This window comes from Salmonella sp. SJTUF15570 (assembly GCF_043357055.1).
Taxonomy (GTDB): domain Bacteria; phylum Pseudomonadota; class Gammaproteobacteria; order Enterobacterales; family Enterobacteriaceae; genus Salmonella; species Salmonella enterica.
Window position 1 is genome coordinate 134,788 of the sequence record NZ_JBEUKJ010000007.1, and the last position, 17,268, is coordinate 152,055.

18 protein-coding genes are annotated in these 17,268 nt (G+C 54.9%); 16 read left to right on the forward strand and 2 right to left on the reverse strand.

Annotated elements, in window-relative coordinates:
- Nucleotides 1-53 precede the first annotated feature (53 nt).
- From ftsY to livJ, 5 genes are all read left to right on the forward strand, one after another.
- Nucleotides 54-1,529, forward strand: coding sequence for a signal recognition particle-docking protein FtsY (ftsY, locus tag ABVN44_RS15705; RefSeq protein ID WP_001118694.1), 1,476 nt, complete (start codon nt 54-56; stop codon nt 1,527-1,529).
- Nucleotides 1,530-1,531: 2 nt separating this feature from the next.
- A complete protein-coding gene (gene ftsE / locus ABVN44_RS15710) occupies nt 1,532-2,200 on the forward strand; it encodes a cell division ATP-binding protein FtsE (protein WP_000617729.1) in 669 nt (222 codons plus the stop codon).
- On the forward strand, nt 2,193-3,248 hold the full coding sequence (gene ftsX, locus ABVN44_RS15715) for a permease-like cell division protein FtsX (protein WP_023231466.1): 1,056 nt from the start codon (nt 2,193-2,195) through the stop codon (nt 3,246-3,248). The genes ftsE and ftsX overlap by 8 nt, the downstream gene beginning before the upstream one ends.
- A gap of 245 nt (nt 3,249-3,493) precedes the next feature.
- Nucleotides 3,494-4,348: an RNA polymerase sigma factor RpoH gene (rpoH, locus tag ABVN44_RS15720; protein WP_000159621.1), complete on the forward strand. Its 855-nt coding sequence runs from the start codon at nt 3,494-3,496 to the stop codon at nt 4,346-4,348.
- 321 nt (nt 4,349-4,669) lie between these two features.
- Nucleotides 4,670-5,773: a branched chain amino acid ABC transporter substrate-binding protein LivJ gene (gene livJ / locus ABVN44_RS15725; RefSeq protein ID WP_023231465.1), complete on the forward strand. Its 1,104-nt coding sequence runs from the start codon at nt 4,670-4,672 to the stop codon at nt 5,771-5,773.
- An 83-nt stretch (nt 5,774-5,856) separates the two neighbouring features.
- On the opposite strand, the gene ABVN44_RS15730 is transcribed toward livJ, so the two are convergent.
- Nucleotides 5,857-5,991 carry a hypothetical protein gene (locus tag ABVN44_RS15730; protein ID WP_001517957.1) on the reverse strand — a complete coding sequence of 45 codons (135 nt, stop codon included), beginning with the start codon at nt 5,989-5,991 and terminating at the stop codon, nt 5,857-5,859.
- Complete coding sequence (gene panM, locus ABVN44_RS15735) at nt 5,969-6,352, reverse strand: aspartate 1-decarboxylase autocleavage activator PanM (protein WP_000778873.1); 384 nt, start codon at nt 6,350-6,352, stop codon at nt 5,969-5,971. The genes ABVN44_RS15730 and panM overlap by 23 nt, the downstream gene beginning before the upstream one ends.
- Nucleotides 6,353-6,773: 421 nt before the next feature.
- Here panM and livK point away from each other — a divergent pair, with 421 nt between their 5' ends.
- The 11 genes from livK (at nt 6,774) to ugpQ (ending at nt 17,256) form a co-directional block, all read left to right on the forward strand.
- Entirely contained in the window at nt 6,774-7,883 is a 1,110-nt protein-coding gene (livK, locus tag ABVN44_RS15740) for a high-affinity branched-chain amino acid ABC transporter substrate-binding protein LivK (protein ID WP_000822976.1), read from the forward strand.
- A gap of 59 nt (nt 7,884-7,942) precedes the next feature.
- Nucleotides 7,943-8,869 carry a high-affinity branched-chain amino acid ABC transporter permease LivH gene (livH, locus tag ABVN44_RS15745; RefSeq protein ID WP_000003005.1) on the forward strand — a complete coding sequence of 309 codons (927 nt, stop codon included), beginning with the start codon at nt 7,943-7,945 and terminating at the stop codon, nt 8,867-8,869.
- On the forward strand, nt 8,866-10,143 hold the full coding sequence (livM, locus tag ABVN44_RS15750) for a branched chain amino acid ABC transporter permease LivM (RefSeq protein WP_000803764.1): 1,278 nt from the start codon (nt 8,866-8,868) through the stop codon (nt 10,141-10,143). The genes livH and livM overlap by 4 nt, the downstream gene beginning before the upstream one ends.
- Nucleotides 10,140-10,907 (forward strand): high-affinity branched-chain amino acid ABC transporter ATP-binding protein LivG, encoded by a 768-nt coding sequence (gene livG / locus ABVN44_RS15755; protein WP_000082083.1) that lies wholly within the window; start codon nt 10,140-10,142, stop codon nt 10,905-10,907. Before livM ends, livG begins: the two co-directional genes overlap by 4 nt.
- 1 nt (nt 10,908) lies before the next feature.
- Nucleotides 10,909-11,622: a high-affinity branched-chain amino acid ABC transporter ATP-binding protein LivF gene (livF, locus tag ABVN44_RS15760; protein WP_000416114.1), complete on the forward strand. Its 714-nt coding sequence runs from the start codon at nt 10,909-10,911 to the stop codon at nt 11,620-11,622.
- A 163-nt stretch (nt 11,623-11,785) separates the two neighbouring features.
- A complete protein-coding gene (locus ABVN44_RS15765) occupies nt 11,786-12,064 on the forward strand; it encodes a hypothetical protein (protein WP_000621260.1) in 279 nt (92 codons plus the stop codon).
- 232 nt (nt 12,065-12,296) lie between these two features.
- The gene (ugpB, locus tag ABVN44_RS15770) at nt 12,297-13,613 is read left to right on the forward strand and encodes a sn-glycerol-3-phosphate ABC transporter substrate-binding protein UgpB (protein ID WP_000624749.1); all 1,317 of its coding nucleotides are present in this window, start codon (nt 12,297-12,299) and stop codon (nt 13,611-13,613) included.
- A gap of 104 nt (nt 13,614-13,717) precedes the next feature.
- Nucleotides 13,718-14,605, forward strand: a complete 888-nt coding sequence (gene ugpA / locus ABVN44_RS15775; protein WP_000094074.1) for a sn-glycerol-3-phosphate ABC transporter permease UgpA — start codon at nt 13,718-13,720, stop codon at nt 14,603-14,605.
- Complete coding sequence (ugpE, locus tag ABVN44_RS15780; protein ID WP_000572196.1) at nt 14,602-15,447, forward strand: sn-glycerol-3-phosphate ABC transporter permease UgpE; 846 nt, start codon at nt 14,602-14,604, stop codon at nt 15,445-15,447. The genes ugpA and ugpE overlap by 4 nt, the downstream gene beginning before the upstream one ends.
- Nucleotide 15,448: 1 nt before the next feature.
- Nucleotides 15,449-16,519, forward strand: a complete 1,071-nt coding sequence (locus ABVN44_RS15785) for a sn-glycerol-3-phosphate import ATP-binding protein UgpC (RefSeq protein ID WP_000907838.1) — start codon at nt 15,449-15,451, stop codon at nt 16,517-16,519.
- Nucleotides 16,516-17,256 carry a glycerophosphodiester phosphodiesterase gene (gene ugpQ / locus ABVN44_RS15790; RefSeq protein WP_023231463.1) on the forward strand — a complete coding sequence of 247 codons (741 nt, stop codon included), beginning with the start codon at nt 16,516-16,518 and terminating at the stop codon, nt 17,254-17,256. The genes ABVN44_RS15785 and ugpQ overlap by 4 nt, the downstream gene beginning before the upstream one ends.
- The last annotated feature ends 12 nt before the right edge of the window (nt 17,257-17,268 follow it).

Consider the following 17,268-nt stretch of genomic DNA (forward strand, 5'->3'; position numbering starts at 1 on the left):
TCATCATTTTTTTAGCTTCCATGTATATAGCGCCGCGAGGGGTGTAGTCGCAGATGGCAAAACAGAAAAAACGTGGCTTCTTTTCCTGGTTGGGCTTCGGTGATAAAGAGCAGAAGCAGGAACAGACCGAAGAACAGCAGATTGTTGAGGAACAACGACCGGTTGAGCCCCCTGTTGAAACGGCGGCAGACGTAGACGCGCAAACGCCCGCGCACAGCAAAGCAGAAACCGAAGCCTTTGCGGAAGAGGTGGTGGACGTTACTGAGAAAGTTCAGGAGAGCGAAAAACCGCAGCCGGTAGAGCCGGAGCCCGCGACGGCCATTGAGATGGCAGCGCCGCAGATCGCGGTGGAACGCGAGGAATTGCCGCTGCCGGAAGAGGTCAAAGACGAGGCTATCTCGCCCGAAGAGTGGCAGGCCGAAGCGGAAACCGTAGAGGTCATTGCCGCGGTAGAAGAAGAGGGCGAAAACGCGGCGAAATTCACCGACGAAGAGCTGGAAGCGCAGGCGCTGGCCGCTCAGGCGGCGGAAGAGGCGGTGATGGTTGTTCCGCCGGCGGAAGAAGACGCGCCGGTGGAAGCGATCGTTCAGGAGCAGGAAAAACCGACTAAAGAAGGTTTCTTTGCCCGCCTGAAACGCAGTCTGCTGAAAACCAAAGAAAATCTCGGTTCCGGATTTATCAGTCTGTTCCGCGGCAAGAAAATCGACGATGATTTGTTCGAGGAGCTGGAAGAGCAGTTGCTCATCGCTGATGTCGGGGTAGAAACCACGCGTAAGATTATCGCTAATCTGACGGAAGGCGCCAGCCGCAAACAGCTTAAAGATGCCGAGGCGTTGTATGGTCTGTTGAAAGACGAGATGGGCGAGATTCTGGCGAAGGTAGACGAACCGCTTAATATTGAAGGTAAAACGCCTTTTGTTATTCTGATGGTTGGCGTGAACGGCGTGGGTAAAACCACCACTATCGGTAAACTGGCGCGCCAGTTTGAGCAGCAGGGTAAATCAGTGATGCTGGCGGCGGGGGATACTTTCCGCGCGGCGGCGGTCGAACAGCTACAGGTCTGGGGACAGCGTAACAACATTCCGGTTATCGCCCAGCATACCGGCGCGGACTCCGCCTCGGTGATTTTTGACGCTATCCAGGCCGCGAAGGCGCGTAATGTGGATGTGTTAATTGCCGATACGGCAGGGCGTCTGCAGAACAAGTCGCACCTGATGGAAGAGCTGAAAAAAATCGTTCGCGTCATGAAAAAGCTGGACGAAGAAGCGCCACATGAAGTTATGCTGACTATTGACGCCAGCACCGGACAGAACGCGGTAAGCCAGGCCAAACTGTTCCATGAAGCGGTAGGCTTAACCGGTATTACCCTGACCAAGCTGGACGGTACGGCGAAAGGCGGGGTGATTTTCTCGGTAGCTGACCAGTTTGGCATTCCTATCCGTTACATTGGCGTGGGCGAACGTATCGAGGATTTGCGTCCGTTTAAGGCGGACGATTTTATTGAGGCACTTTTTGCCCGAGAGGATTAACAATGATTCGCTTTGAACATGTCAGCAAGGCCTATCTCGGCGGGAGACAAGCGCTGCAGGGAGTGACATTCCATATGCGGCCAGGCGAGATGGCGTTTCTGACCGGCCACTCCGGCGCGGGGAAAAGTACCCTGCTGAAGCTAATCTGTGGGATTGAGCGGCCCAGCGCCGGCAAAATCTTCTTCAGCGGGCATGATATTACGCGCCTGAAAAACCGCGAAGTGCCGTTTTTGCGCCGCCAGATTGGGATGATTTTCCAGGATCACCATCTGCTGATGGATCGCACGGTCTATGACAATGTGGCGATACCGTTAATCATTGCCGGTGCCAGCGGCGATGATATCCGTCGTCGTGTGTCGGCGGCGCTGGATAAGGTTGGACTACTGGACAAAGCGAGAAACTTCCCGATTCAACTCTCCGGAGGCGAACAGCAGCGCGTGGGCATCGCCCGCGCGGTGGTCAATAAGCCAGCGGTATTGCTGGCGGATGAACCGACCGGGAACCTGGACGACGCGTTGTCGGAAGGGATTTTACGTCTGTTTGAAGAGTTTAACCGCGTAGGGGTGACGGTACTGATGGCGACGCACGATATTGGACTTATCTCCCGTCGTTCCTATAGGCAGCTCGTCCTGAGCGATGGACATCTGCATGGAGGCCTGGCCAATGAATAGGCGCGACGCGATTAACCAAATCAGGCAGTTCGGTGGACGGCTGGATCGACTGCGTAAGTCTCGCGGCGGAACAGGCGGCGGGCGCAACGCGCCAGGACGCCAGAAGCCGACGCCGAAACCGAACTCACGTAAAACGAATGTCTTTAATGAACAGGTGCGCTATGCCTGGCACGGCGCGCTGCAAGATCTGAAAAGCAAACCGCTGGCGACGTTTCTGACGGTGATGGTGATCGCCATCTCCCTGACGCTGCCCAGCGTCTGTTACATGGTCTATAAGAACGTCAACCAGGCGGCGACTCAGTATTATCCGTCGCCGCAGATCACCGTTTATCTGCAAAAAACGCTGGATGATGACTCGGCGGCGCGGGTTGTTGGGCAGCTTCAGGCCGAGCAGGGCGTTGAGAAGGTCAACTACCTGTCCCGTGAGGACGCGCTGGGAGAATTCCGCAACTGGTCGGGTTTTGGCGGCGCGCTGGATATGCTGGAAGAGAACCCGCTACCGGCGGTGGCGGTGGTGATCCCCAAGCTGGACTTCCAGAGTACCGCCTCGCTTAATACGCTGCGCGACCGTATCTCGCAGATTAACGGCATTGACGAAGTCCGCATGGATGATAGCTGGTTTGCGCGCCTGGCGGCGCTCACCGGGCTGGTGGGCCGCGTGTCGGCGATGATCGGCGTGCTGATGGTCGCGGCGGTCTTCCTCGTTATCGGCAACAGCGTGCGCCTGAGCATTTTTGCCCGTCGCGACACCATTAACGTGCAAAAGCTGATTGGCGCGACCGATGGCTTTATCCTGCGTCCGTTCCTCTACGGCGGCGCGTTGCTCGGTTTTTCCGGCGCGTTTCTTTCACTGATATTGTCTGAAATTTTGGTGATGCGTTTATCATCGGCGGTGACTGAAGTGGCGCAGGTCTTCGGCACGAAGTTTGATCTCAATGGCTTATCGTTCGATGAGTGCCTGCTGCTGCTGCTGGTCTGTTCCATGATTGGCTGGATCGCCGCCTGGCTGGCCACGGTGCAACATTTACGTCACTTTACTCCCGATTGATAAAATCGTGGTATAATCTTTCCCTGCAATGGGCTTCCGTTCGCAGGGAAAGAGTCCCTGTTGTCTCTTCCCCGCGCGTCATCTTTATGTCACAAGATTTGTGCAAATTATGCACAGTGTTACATTGAACTTGTGGATAAAATCACTGTCTGATAAAAGAGTGGGTGATATTCTCGTTGCTCATCGGCTTTGGCACGGTTGTTGCTCGCTGACGGTGCCAGGCAATACTGATTGAGAGGATTTGAATGACCAAAGAAATGCAAAATTTAGCTTTAGCCCCTGTTGGCAACCTGGAATCTTATATCCGGGCGGCGAACGCGTGGCCGATGTTATCGGCTGACGAGGAGCGGGCATTGGCTGAAAGGCTGCATTACCAGGGCGATCTGGAAGCAGCTAAAACGCTGATCCTGTCTCACCTGCGCTTTGTTGTTCATATTGCTCGTAACTATGCGGGCTATGGTCTGCCGCAGGCGGATTTAATCCAGGAAGGCAACATCGGCCTGATGAAAGCCGTACGTCGTTTTAACCCGGAAGTAGGCGTGCGCCTGGTTTCCTTCGCCGTACACTGGATTAAAGCAGAAATTCACGAATACGTGCTGCGTAACTGGCGTATCGTTAAAGTTGCAACCACGAAAGCGCAGCGTAAGCTGTTCTTTAATCTGCGTAAAACCAAGCAGCGTCTGGGCTGGTTTAATCAGGATGAGGTTGAAATGGTGGCGCGCGAACTGGGTGTTTCCAGTAAAGACGTGCGTGAGATGGAGTCGCGTATGGCGGCGCAGGACATGACGTTTGACATGTCTTCGGACGATGAGTCCGACAGCCAGCCAATGGCGCCGGTGCTGTATCTGCAGGATAAATCGTCTAACTTTGCCGACGGCATTGAAGACGATAACTGGGAAGAGCAGGCCGCCAACCGACTGACCGACGCGATGCAGGGGCTCGACGAGCGTAGCCAGGATATTATCCGCGCTCGCTGGCTGGACGAAGACAATAAGTCTACGTTGCAGGAGCTGGCCGATCGTTACGGCGTCTCCGCTGAGCGTGTGCGCCAGCTTGAAAAGAACGCCATGAAAAAGCTTCGCGCTGCGATCGAAGCGTAATCTTCGCGAATTGCCAATGAACCCTCGAATGTGAATTCGGGGGTTTTGTTTTTTGTAGGCCGGATAAGGCGTTTACCCTACCATCCGGCAACACGTTTGCCCGATGGCGCTTCGCTTATCGGGCCTACGGGCCCTTCCTCTCCCCCACCGACACAAATCTGTTATCTGAATGTAAATTTAGCTATTCCAAAATAATAAAAATCGGGTATGTTTTAGCAGAGTATGCTGCTAAAGCACGGGTAGCTAGCCAATAATCGAAATAAAGTGCTGAACAATAACACCACAACACACGTAACAACCAGAATAATGGGGATTATCAGGATGAATATGAAGGGTAAAACGTTATTGGCAGGATGTATCGCCCTGTCATTAAGCCATATGGCATTCGCAGAGGACATTAAAGTCGCGGTTGTCGGCGCGATGTCCGGTCCGGTGGCGCAGTATGGCGACCAGGAATTTACCGGTGCGGAGCAGGCAATTGCCGATATCAATGCGAAAGGCGGTATTAAAGGCGATAAGCTCGTCGCGGTGAAATATGACGACGCCTGCGACCCGAAACAGGCGGTAGCTGTCGCTAACAAAGTGGTGAACGACGGCATCAAGTATGTTATCGGTCACTTATGCTCCTCTTCCACACAGCCAGCGTCTGATATCTACGAAGACGAAGGCATCCTGATGATAACCCCGGCGGCGACCGCGCCGGAGCTGACCGCGCGCGACTATAAGCTGGTTTTGCGCACCACCGGTCTGGACTCTGACCAGGGGCCAACGGCGGCAAAGTATATTCTGGAGAAGGTAAAACCGCAGCGCATCGCGATTATCCACGATAAGCAGCAGTACGGCGAAGGGCTGGCGCGCGCGGTGCAGGACGGTCTGAAGAAAGGCGGCGTTAACGTCGTATTCTTTGACGGCATCACCGCCGGCGAAAAAGATTTCTCCACTCTGGTAGCGCGTCTGAAAAAAGAGAATATCGACTTTGTCTACTACGGCGGTTATCACCCGGAAATGGGGCAGATCCTGCGTCAGTCTCGCGCCGCAGGGCTGAAAACCCAGTTTATGGGGCCGGAAGGGGTGGCGAACGTGTCGCTGTCTAACATCGCCGGAGAGTCGGCGGAAGGCTTACTGGTCACCAAACCGAAGAACTACGACCAGGTCCCGGCGAACAAACCGATTGTGGATGCCATCAAAGCCAAGAAACAAGATCCTAGCGGCGCATTCGTGTGGACCACCTACGCCGCGCTGCAATCGTTGCAGGCGGGTCTGAACCAGTCTGACGATCCGGCGGAAATTGCCAAATACCTGAAAGGCGCCACGGTCGACACCGTAATGGGACCGCTGTCGTGGGATGAGAAGGGCGATCTGAAAGGATTTGAGTTCGGCGTGTTTGACTGGCATGCGAACGGTACGGCGACAGACGCTAAGTAATTTTCCTGGCGCCTTTCGCGCTGCAGGTGCGTTGGCTACGTTATTCAACCCCGGTCACTTACTTATGTAAGCTCCCGGGGATTTCATAACTTGCCGCCTGCCTGCAACGCGAAATTCTTGGAAAATTGCGAGGTGGTTTTTATCTTTTCTCCCGGCATGTAGGCCGGATAAGCGTCAGCGCCATCCGGCTTTCTTTTAGCGCTTCTCCCAGCCGTCATGCTGGGCGGTAAAGCCTAACGCCTGCATAAACGCGGCCATCACGCTACGGTCTTCAACACCGACATCCGCCATCCACCACGACGAGACGTTGGGATTATCGCGGATGACTTCTTCTACCAGGTATTGCCCGACGCCGCGGCGACGGGTGATTTCACGCACGCGTAAGGAATCCAGCGCGCCCTGCGTTCCGCTCAGCGTCACTCTTACGGCGCCCAACAAACGCTCGTTAAACCGCGCGGCATAAATCCGGTGCGTTTCATCTACGCTTAATGAGGAGGCGGAATATTCCGGCCAGATTTTGCCCAGATCGATCTGATCCTGAGCGCTAAAGTGTTCTAAACGAAGAATGGTCAGCTTCATCGACGGCTTGTCCCGATTTCAAAAGATGCGATCAGTGTACCGAAACAGGCAGGCCAGATGCTTTCTCTTTTTTGTGTCATTTACCAGGTTATTAATTTTTTAACAACGATAATTACAGTTTGAAGCATTAGAGAATGGAAAACAGGCAGCATAATTCCCTGAATGCTAGTGAATTATTCCACTTAATATGCCGTTATTTTATGCTGACAAGCGTGCTTTTTTTTGTTTATCTATAGCGAAAAGCAGAATATTATCTTTTCTTAATAGACTGAAAAATAGAGATTTTAATCTTATTATGCTTTAAATGCTGCGCTAACTCATTAATGAGTCAGTAAAAAGCGCACCATTTATAAAAAGTACAGTCTGCTTTTTAACCAGCAAAAAACAAAACATATAACATCACGAATGGGGATACAGGCACATGAAACGGAAAGCGAAAACAATAATCGCAGGGATTGTTGCATTAGCAGTCTCGCAGGGGGCAATGGCAGATGATATTAAAGTCGCCATAGTCGGGGCGATGTCCGGCCCGGTAGCGCAATGGGGCGATATGGAATTTAACGGCGCGCGCCAGGCCATTAAAGACATCAACGCTAAAGGCGGTATTAAAGGCGATAAGCTGGTCGGCGTAGAGTACGATGATGCCTGCGATCCAAAACAGGCGGTGGCGGTGGCCAACAAAATCGTTAACGACGGTATTCAATACGTTATTGGTCACTTGTGTTCTTCTTCTACTCAGCCAGCATCCGATATCTATGAAGATGAAGGTATTCTGATGATCTCCCCGGGGGCGACTAACCCGGAGCTGACCCAGCGCGGCTATCAGTACATTATGCGTACCGCCGGCCTGGACTCCTCCCAGGGGCCAACGGCCGCGAAATACATCCTGGAAACGGTGAAACCGCAGCGCATCGCTATTATTCACGATAAACAGCAATACGGCGAAGGACTGGCGCGCTCCGTGCAGGATGGCCTGAAGCAGGGCAATGCCAATATTGTCTTTTTTGATGGTATTACCGCCGGCGAAAAAGATTTCTCCGCCCTGATTGCCCGCTTGCAAAAAGAGAATATCGACTTTGTGTATTACGGCGGCTACTACCCGGAAATGGGGCAGATGCTGCGCCAGGCGCGGGCTAATGGCCTGAAAACGCAATTTATGGGGCCGGAAGGCGTGGGTAACGCGTCGCTGTCCAATATTGCGGGCGGTGCGGCGGAAGGCATGTTGGTGACGATGCCAAAACGTTATGACCAGGACCCGGCGAATAAAGCGATTGTTGAGGCGCTGAAAGCCGACAAGAAAGATCCCAGCGGTCCGTATGTCTGGATCACCTACGCCGCCGTCCAGTCGCTGGCGACCGCAATGACGCGTAGCGCCAGCCATGCTCCGCTGGATCTGGTGAAAGATCTTAAAGCTAACGGGGCTGATACCGTTATTGGGCCGCTGAAATGGGATGAAAAAGGCGATCTTAAGGGATTTGAATTTGGCGTCTTCCAGTGGCACGCCGACGGCTCGTCAACCGTCGCGAAGTAATGCCAGAAGATAAGTTATCCCACCGCCCGCACGCCGGGCGGGTTTAAAAAGGTTACCTTATGTCCGAGCAGTTTCTCTATTTCTTGCAGCAGATGTTTAACGGCGTCACGCTGGGGAGCACCTACGCGCTGATTGCTATCGGTTATACGATGGTGTACGGCATTATCGGCATGATCAACTTCGCTCATGGCGAGGTGTATATGATCGGCAGCTACGTCTCTTTTATGATCATCGCCGCGCTAATGATGATGGGAATAGACACCAGTTGGCTCCTGGTGGCCGCCGGATTTATCGGCGCGATTATTATTGCCAGCGCCTACGGCTGGAGTATCGAGCGAGTCGCTTACCGGCCCGTGCGCAACTCCAAGCGCCTAATCGCCCTGATTTCCGCCATCGGGATGTCCATCTTTCTGCAAAACTACGTCAGCCTGACGGAAGGTTCGCGCGACGTGGCGTTACCCAGCCTGTTTAACGGCCAGTGGATTGTGGGCAGCAGCGAAAACTTTGCCGCGTCCATCACCACCATGCAGGCGGTTATCTGGATAGTCACCTTTCTGGCTATGCTGGCGCTCACCATTTTCATTCGCTACTCCCGGATGGGCCGCGCCTGCCGCGCCTGCGCGGAGGATCTGAAAATGGCCAGCCTGCTCGGCATTAATACTGACCGTGTCATTGCGCTAACGTTTGTTATCGGCGCGGCAATGGCGGCGGTGGCGGGGGTTCTGCTTGGGCAATTTTATGGCGTGATTAACCCCTACATCGGTTTTATGGCCGGGATGAAAGCGTTCACCGCGGCGGTGCTGGGCGGTATTGGCAGCATTCCGGGCGCGATGATCGGCGGTCTGATTTTGGGCGTTGCCGAAGCGCTCTCATCCGCATATTTAAGTACCGAATATAAAGATGTCGTATCGTTCGCTCTGCTGATTTTGGTACTGCTGGTGATGCCGACCGGTATCCTGGGGCGTCCGGAGGTAGAGAAAGTATGAAACCGATGCATATTGCGATGGCTCTGTTCTCTGCGGCGATGTTCTTCGTTCTGGCTGGCGTCTTCATGGGCGTACAACTGGAGCTGGACGGCACCAAACTGGTGGTGGATACCGCCGCCGACATCCGCTGGCAGTGGATCTTTATCGGTACGGCAGTGGTTTTTTTCTTTCAGTTGCTGCGTCCGATGTTCCAGAAAGCGGTGAAGCACGTCTCCGGACCGAAGTTTATTCTGCCGGCGATCGATGGCTCTACCGTTAAGCAAAAGCTGTTTCTGATGGCGCTGTTGGTTATCGCCGTGGCATGGCCGTTTATGGTGTCGCGCGGTAGCGTCGATATCGCCACCATGACCATGATTTATATCATCCTCGGTTTGGGGCTGAACGTGGTGGTGGGGCTGTCCGGCCTGCTGGTATTGGGCTACGGCGGCTTTTACGCCATCGGCGCTTATACCTTTGCGCTGCTCAACCACTATTATGGTTTGGGTTTCTGGACCTGCCTGCCGCTGGCGGGACTGGTCTCCGCCGCCGCCGGTTTCCTGCTCGGCTTCCCGGTACTGCGTCTGCGCGGCGACTATCTGGCGATTGTGACGCTCGGCTTCGGCGAAATCGTCCGTATCCTGCTGCTCAACAACACTGAAATTACCGGCGGCCCGAACGGCATCAGTCAGATCCCCAAACCGACGCTGTTTGGTCTGGAGTTTAGCCGCAACACCCGCGAAGGCGGCTGGGATACCTTCAGCAATTTCTTTGGCGTGAAGTACGACCCATCCGACCGGGTCATTTTCCTCTATCTGGTGGCCCTGTTGCTGGTGGTCCTGTCGCTGTTTGTCATTAACCGCCTGCTGCGTATGCCGCTGGGCCGGGCGTGGGAAGCGTTGCGTGAAGATGAGATCGCCTGTCGCTCATTAGGTTTAAGCCCGACGCGCATCAAGCTGACCGCTTTTACTATCAGCGCCGCGTTTGCCGGTTTCGCCGGGACGTTGTTTGCCGCCCGCCAGGGCTTTGTCAGCCCGGAATCCTTCACCTTCGCCGAATCCGCCTTCGTGCTGGCGATTGTGGTGCTGGGCGGCATGGGCTCGCAGTTTGCGGTGATCCTGGCGGCGGTTCTGTTGGTGGTGTCGCGCGAGTTGATGCGCGATTTCAACGAATACAGCATGTTGATGCTCGGCGGTTTAATGGTGTTGATGATGATCTGGCGCCCGCAGGGATTGCTGCCGATGACGCGTCCGCAGTTGAAGCTGAAAAGTGGTCAGGCGAAAGGAGAGCAGGCATGAGTCAGCCATTATTAGCGGTTAACGGCCTGATGATGCGCTTTGGCGGTTTGCTGGCGGTCAACAATGTATCGCTGGAATTGCGTGAGCGGGAAATTGTGTCGCTGATTGGCCCTAACGGCGCGGGTAAAACGACGGTGTTTAACTGCCTGACCGGTTTCTATAAGCCGACAGGCGGTACGATCACGTTGCGCGAGCGGCATCTGGAAGGATTGCCGGGCCAGCAGATCGCCCGCATGGGCGTGGTACGTACTTTCCAGCATGTGCGTCTGTTTCGCGAAATGACGGTGATTGAAAACCTGCTGGTGGCGCAGCACCAGCAACTGAAAACGGGCCTCTTTTCCGGCCTGTTGAAAACGCCCGCTTTCCGCCGCGCGCAAAGCGAAGCGCTGGACCGCGCGGCGACCTGGCTTGAGCGTATTGGCCTGCTGGAACATGCCAACCGCCAGGCCAGTAATCTGGCCTACGGCGACCAGCGTCGGCTGGAGATTGCCCGCTGCATGGTGACGCAGCCAGAAATTCTGATGCTCGACGAACCGGCGGCCGGCCTTAACCCGAAAGAGACCAAAGAGCTGGATGAGCTGATTGCCGAACTACGTAACCATCACAACACCACTATCTTGCTGATTGAACACGATATGAAGCTGGTGATGGGCATTTCCGATCGCATTTACGTGGTGAACCAGGGCACGCCGCTGGCGAACGGCACGCCGGAAGAGATCCGCAACAACCCGGACGTCATCCGCGCTTATCTGGGTGAGGCATAAGATGGAAAAAACGATGTTAACGTTTGAAAAAGTCAGCGCCCACTACGGCAAGATTCAGGCGCTGCACGACGTCAGTCTGCACATCAACCAGGGGGAAATCGTTACCCTGATTGGCGCTAACGGCGCGGGGAAAACGACGCTGCTTGGCACCTTGTGCGGCGATCCGCGCGCCTCCAGCGGACGGGTGGTGTTTGACGGTAAAGACATCACCGACTGGCAGACGGCGAAAATCATGCGTGAAGCGGTGGCGATAGTGCCGGAAGGGCGGCGCGTCTTCTCGCGGATGACGGTAGAAGAGAATCTGGCGATGGGCGGTTTTTTTGCCGAGCGCGATCGGTTTCAGGAGCGTATCAAATGGGTGTACGAGCTGTTTCCGCGCCTGCATGAACGCCGTATCCAGCGAGCGGGCACCATGTCCGGTGGCGAACAGCAGATGCTGGCGATTGGCCGCGCGCTGATGAGCCAGCCGAGGCTATTGCTGCTGGATGAACCGTCGTTGGGGCTGGCGCCGATCATCATCCAGCAGATCTTCGACACCATTGAGCAGTTGCGCGAGCAGGGTATGACCATCTTCCTTGTCGAGCAAAACGCTAACCAGGCGCTGAAGCTCGCCGACCGCGGTTATGTGCTGGAAAACGGCCACGTGGTGCTATCCGATACCGGTGATGCGCTGCTGGCGAACGAAGCGGTGCGCAGCGCCTATCTGGGCGGATAAGGCGCAGTTTACAGCTGCCATCTGGCAAACGCGCCCGGTGGCGCTACCGCTTACCGGACCTGGCGGATTACTCGGCATTCGGCAAATCAGTAGAACATTTTTCGTACCAATATGTTATAGTTGAGAATAGTTATCAACTATAACCACCGAAGAAGGAGCAAGGATGATACGTTCAGGCGCCTGCATAATGGGAACGCTGTTGTTCGCGGCTTCGTTCAGTGTTAACGCCTTAACCTCAAACGATTTTGATCCCCGCGATCCTGCTATCTGGCAAGAAGAAACCGCAACGCCTTATCCACTGGCCGCAACGACCTGCGAAGTGCGTCATCATCCGGATTGTGCAACGTGGGAGGATGAAAAATCCGACATTCAGCGTGAACGCGAGCGGCGAGATCAGCGGCGCTTACAAAATCTGTACAAAAAGTATTCTCATCGTGATTAACTGCTGACGCCAGCCAAATAACGCATGTCTGGTCAGCATTACGCTGTCAGACGTGCCGTAGCTCCCACTTTTCTTTTCCGGCGCTTTCACTGCCTTGCCATCTCTCTGTCGCCTTACTATCTTTTTTTTGTAATAAAAAAGTTATTTTTCTGTCATTCGAGCATGTCATGTTACCCCCGCGAACATAAAACGCGTGATATCGCGCATCCCGGCACAAAAAGAGAGATAACCGATGATATCGTTACGACATACAGCTTTAGGACTGGCGCTGAGTCTGGCATTTACGGGTCAGGCGTTGGCCGTCACCACTATTCCATTCTGGCATTCAATGGAAGGGGAGTTAGGCAAAGAAGTTGATTCACTGGCGCAACGTTTCAACCAGGCCAATCCGGATTACAAAATCGTTCCGGTCTATAAGGGGAACTATGAACAGAACCTGAGCGCCGGGATCGCGGCATTCCGTACCGGCAACGCGCCGGCAATATTGCAGGTTTATGAGGTTGGGACAGCGACCATGATGGCCTCGAAAGCCATTAAGCCGGTTTATGAAGTGTTTAAAGACGCCGGTATTAACTTTGACGAGTCCCAGTTTGTACCGACCGTTGCAGGCTACTACACCGATGCTAAAAGCGGGCATCTGCTCTCCCAGCCCTTTAACAGCTCCACGCCGGTACTGTACTACAACAAAGACGCCTTTAAGAAAGCCGGTTTAGATCCGGAGCAGCCGCCGAAAACCTGGCAGGAGCTGGCTGACTATACCGCGAAATTGAGAGCGGCAGGCATGAAATGCGGTTACGCCAGCGGCTGGCAAGGCTGGATCCAACTGGAAAACTTCAGCGCCTGGAACGGTCTCCCCTTCGCCAGTAAAAACAATGGCTTTGACGGTACAGATGCGGTGCTGGAGTTTAATAAGCCAGAGCAGGTGAAACATATCGCGCTGCTGGAAGAGATGAATAAGAAAGGCGATTTTAGCTATGTTGGGCGTAAGGACGAGTCTACCGAGAAGTTTTATAACGGTGACTGCGCGATGACAACCGCGTCCTCCGGCTCGCTCGCCAATATCCGCCAGTATGCCAAATTTAACTATGGCGTGGGTATGATGCCGTACGACGCGGATATCAAGGGCGCGCCGCAAAACGCTATTATCGGCGGAGCCAGCCTATGGGTCATGCAGGGTAAAGATAAAGAAACCTATACCGGCGTCGCCAAATTCCTCGACTTCCTGGCAAAACCGGAAAACGCTGCTGAATGGCATCAAAAAACCGGCTACCTGCCGATTACCACCGCCGCCTACGAGCTGACCCGCGAGCAGGGTTATTACGATAAAAACCCCGGTGCGGATATCGCCACTCGCCAGATGTTGAATAAGCCGCCGTTACCCTTCACCAAAGGCTTGCGTCTGGGCAATATGCCGCAGATTCGTACCATCGTGGACGAAGAGCTGGAAAGCGTCTGGACCGGGAAGAAGACCCCACAACAGGCGTTGGATACCGCAGTGGAGCGCGGGAATCAGTTGCTGCGTCGTTTTGAGAAAGCGAGCAAATCTTAAGTGTATAAGTGCCTGGTGGCGCTGCGCTTATCAGGCCTACAGCGTTTGTAGGCCGGATAAGGTGCTTGCACCGCCATCCGGCACCTTCCAGGAAAAGAACCTTCATGTCATCATTCCGTCCGGTGTTCCGCTCGCGCTGGCTGCCGTATTTACTGGTTGCCCCGCAGTTGGTTATCACCGTTATTTTCTTTATCTGGCCTGCGGGCGAAGCGCTGTGGTATTCGCTGCAAAGCGTCGATCCGTTTGGTTTTTCCAGCCAATTTGTCGGGCTGGAGAATTTCGTCGCGCTTTTTCACGACAGTTATTATCTCGACGCCTTCTGGACGACGATTAAATTCAGCGCGCTGGTCACGTTTAGCGGCCTGCTGGTCTCGCTGTTTTTCGCCGCCCTGGTGGATTACGTGGTGCGCGGCAGCCGTTTTTATCAGACGCTGATGCTGCTGCCTTATGCCGTCGCGCCCGCCGTCGCCGCCGTATTGTGGATTTTCCTGTTTAACCCGGGGCGGGGATTAATCACCCATTTCCTTGGCGAATTCGGCTATGACTGGAACCACGCGCAAAACAGCGGTCAGGCGATGTTCCTGGTGGTATTTGCGTCAGTCTGGAAGCAGATTAGTTACAACTTTTTATTCTTCTTTGCCGCGCTGCAATCCATTCCCCGCTCGCTGGTGGAAGCGGCGGCCATTGACGGCGCCGGGCCGATTCGTCGTTTCTTCCGGCTTTCTTTGCCGCTTATTGCGCCGGTCAGTTTCTTCCTGCTGGTGGTCAACCTGGTGTACGCCTTTTTCGACACCTTCCCGGTGATCGACGCCGCGACCGCCGGCGGGCCGGTACAAGCTACCACGACGCTGATTTATAAGATTTATCGCGAAGGGTTTACCGGCCTGGATCTCTCGGCGTCCGCCGCGCAGTCGGTAGTGTTGATGTTCCTCGTCATCATTCTGACGGTGGTGCAGTTCCGCTATGTGGAAAGTAAGGTGCGTTACCAATGATAGAGAATCGTCGCGGGCTGACAATATTCAGCCATACCATGCTGATTCTGGGGATCGCGGTCATTTTGTTTCCGCTGTATGTCGCGTTTGTCGCGGCGACGCTGGACGACCGCGCGGTGTTTGAGACGCCGATGACGCTGCTTCCCGGCACGCAGTTACTGGAGAATATCAAAACTATTTGGGTCAACGGCGTCGGTGTTAATAGCGCGCCATTCTGGCTGATGATGCTTAACAGTTTCATTATGGCGTTCAGCATTACGGTAGGCAAAATCACGGTATCTATGCTTTCCGCATTCGCCATCGTCTGGTTTCGTTTTCCCCTGCGTAACCTGTTCTTCTGGATGATTTTTATCACCCTGATGCTGCCGGTTGAAGTGCGTATCTTCCCGACGGTGGAAGTGATCGCCAACCTGAAAATGCTCGACAGCTATGCCGGTCTGACGCTACCGCTGATGGCGTCCGCTACCGCCACTTTCCTGTTTCGTCAGTTCTTTATGACGCTTCCGGATGAACTGGTGGAGGCGGCCCGTATTGACGGCGCGTCGCCGATGCGCTTTTTCCGCGACATCGTGTTGCCGCTGTCAAAAACCAACCTGGCGGCGTTATTCGTCATCACCTTTATCTACGGCTGGAACCAGTATCTGTGGCCGCTGTTGATTATCACCGACGTGAATCTTGGCACTGCCGTAGCGGGTATCAAAGGGATGATCGCCACCGGCGAAGGTACCACGCAATGGAACCAGGTGATGGCCGCGATGCTGCTGACTCTGATTCCCCCGGTCGTAATTGTGTTAGCCATGCAACGGGCGTTTGTGCGTGGTTTAGTGGACAGTGAGAAATAACATGGCAGGACTGAAATTACAGGCAGTAACCAAAAGCTGGGACGGCAAAACCCAGGTCATTCAACCGTTAACGCTGGACGTGGCGGATGGCGAATTTATCGTGATGGTCGGGCCGTCCGGCTGCGGCAAATCAACGTTGTTGCGGATGGTGGCCGGTCTGGAACGCGTGACCAGCGGCGATATCTGGATTGATCGCAAACGTGTCACCGAGATGGAGCCCAAAGATCGCGGCATCGCGATGGTATTTCAGAACTATGCTCTCTATCCCCATATGAGCGTAGAGGAGAACATGGCGTGGGGACTAAAAATTCGCGGTATGAGCAAAGCGCATATTGAAGAACGCGTGCGGGAGGCGGCGCGCATTCTGGAGCTGGACGGCCTGCTTAAACGCCGTCCACGCGAGCTTTCCGGCGGTCAACGGCAGCGCGTGGCAATGGGGCGCGCGATCGTCCGCGAGCCGGCAGTCTTTTTATTCGACGAACCGCTCTCTAACCTCGACGCCAAGCTGCGCGTGCAGATGCGTCTGGAGTTACAGCATCTGCATCGTCGTCTTCGTACCACCTCGCTCTATGTTACTCACGATCAGGTAGAGGCGATGACGCTGGCCCAGCGGGTGATGGTGATGAATAAAGGCGTCGCAGAACAGATTGGCACGCCGGTAGAGGTATATGAAAAACCGGCCAGTCGCTTCGTGGCGAGCTTTATTGGCAGCCCGGCGATGAACCTGTTGGACGGCGTTATCAGCGCTTCCGGCGACCGTTTCGAATTGCCTGGCGGTCTGGCGTTACCGATAGGTGCGGACTATCGGGGTCATGCCGGACGTAACATGACGCTGGGTATCCGCCCGGAGCATATTGCGTTAAGCTCGCAGGCGGAAGGCGGCGTGCCGTTAACGGTAGACACGCTGGAGATTCTGGGCGCGGATAATCTGGCGCATGGGCGCTGGGGCGATCAGAAACTGGTGGTGCGGTTGGCGCATCAGCAGCGCCCGGCGGCGGGCAGTACGCTATGGCTGCATCTGCCGGAACATCAGCGGCATCTTTTTGATGGCGAAACAGGACAACGTGTATGAGTAACTGGCCTTATCCCCACATTGTCGCCCATCGCGGCGGCGGTAAACTGGCGCCGGAAAACACTCTGGCGGCGATTGACGTGGGCGCGCGATACGGGCACACCATGATTGAGTTTGATGCCAAGCTGTCGAAAGACGGCGAAATTTTCCTGCTGCATGACGATAACCTGGAGCGCACCAGCAACGGTTGGGGCGTGGCGGGCGAGTTGAACTGGCAGGATTTATTGCGTGTGGACGCTGGCGGTTGGTTTAGCGGCGAATTTAAAGGCGAGCCGCTGCCGTTGCTCTCGCAGGTGGCGGAGCGCTGCCGTAAACACGGCATGATGGCGAATATTGAGATCAAACCGACAACGGGGAGCGGAAGGCTAACAGGACGCGTCGTGGCGTTGGCCGCCCGCGAACTGTGGGCCGGGATGACACCGCCGCTGCTTTCTTCCTTTGAGATAGAGGCGCTGGAAGCGGCGCAGGCGGCAGCACCTGAACTGCCGCGCGGGTTACTACTGGATAAATGGCGTGAAGACTGGCGTGAACTGACGATCCGTCTGGGCTGTGTTTCCCTCCATCTCAACCATAAATTACTCGATGAGACGCGAGTGCAAGAGATTAAGGCCGCGGGTCTGCGGATTCTGGTGTATACCGTCAATCAGCCCCAGCGGGCGGCAGAGCTGCTGCGCTGGGGCGTGGATTGTATCTGCACCGATCGCATTGATGACATCGGCCCTCACTTTCAGTTTTAAGGGCCGTCAGTT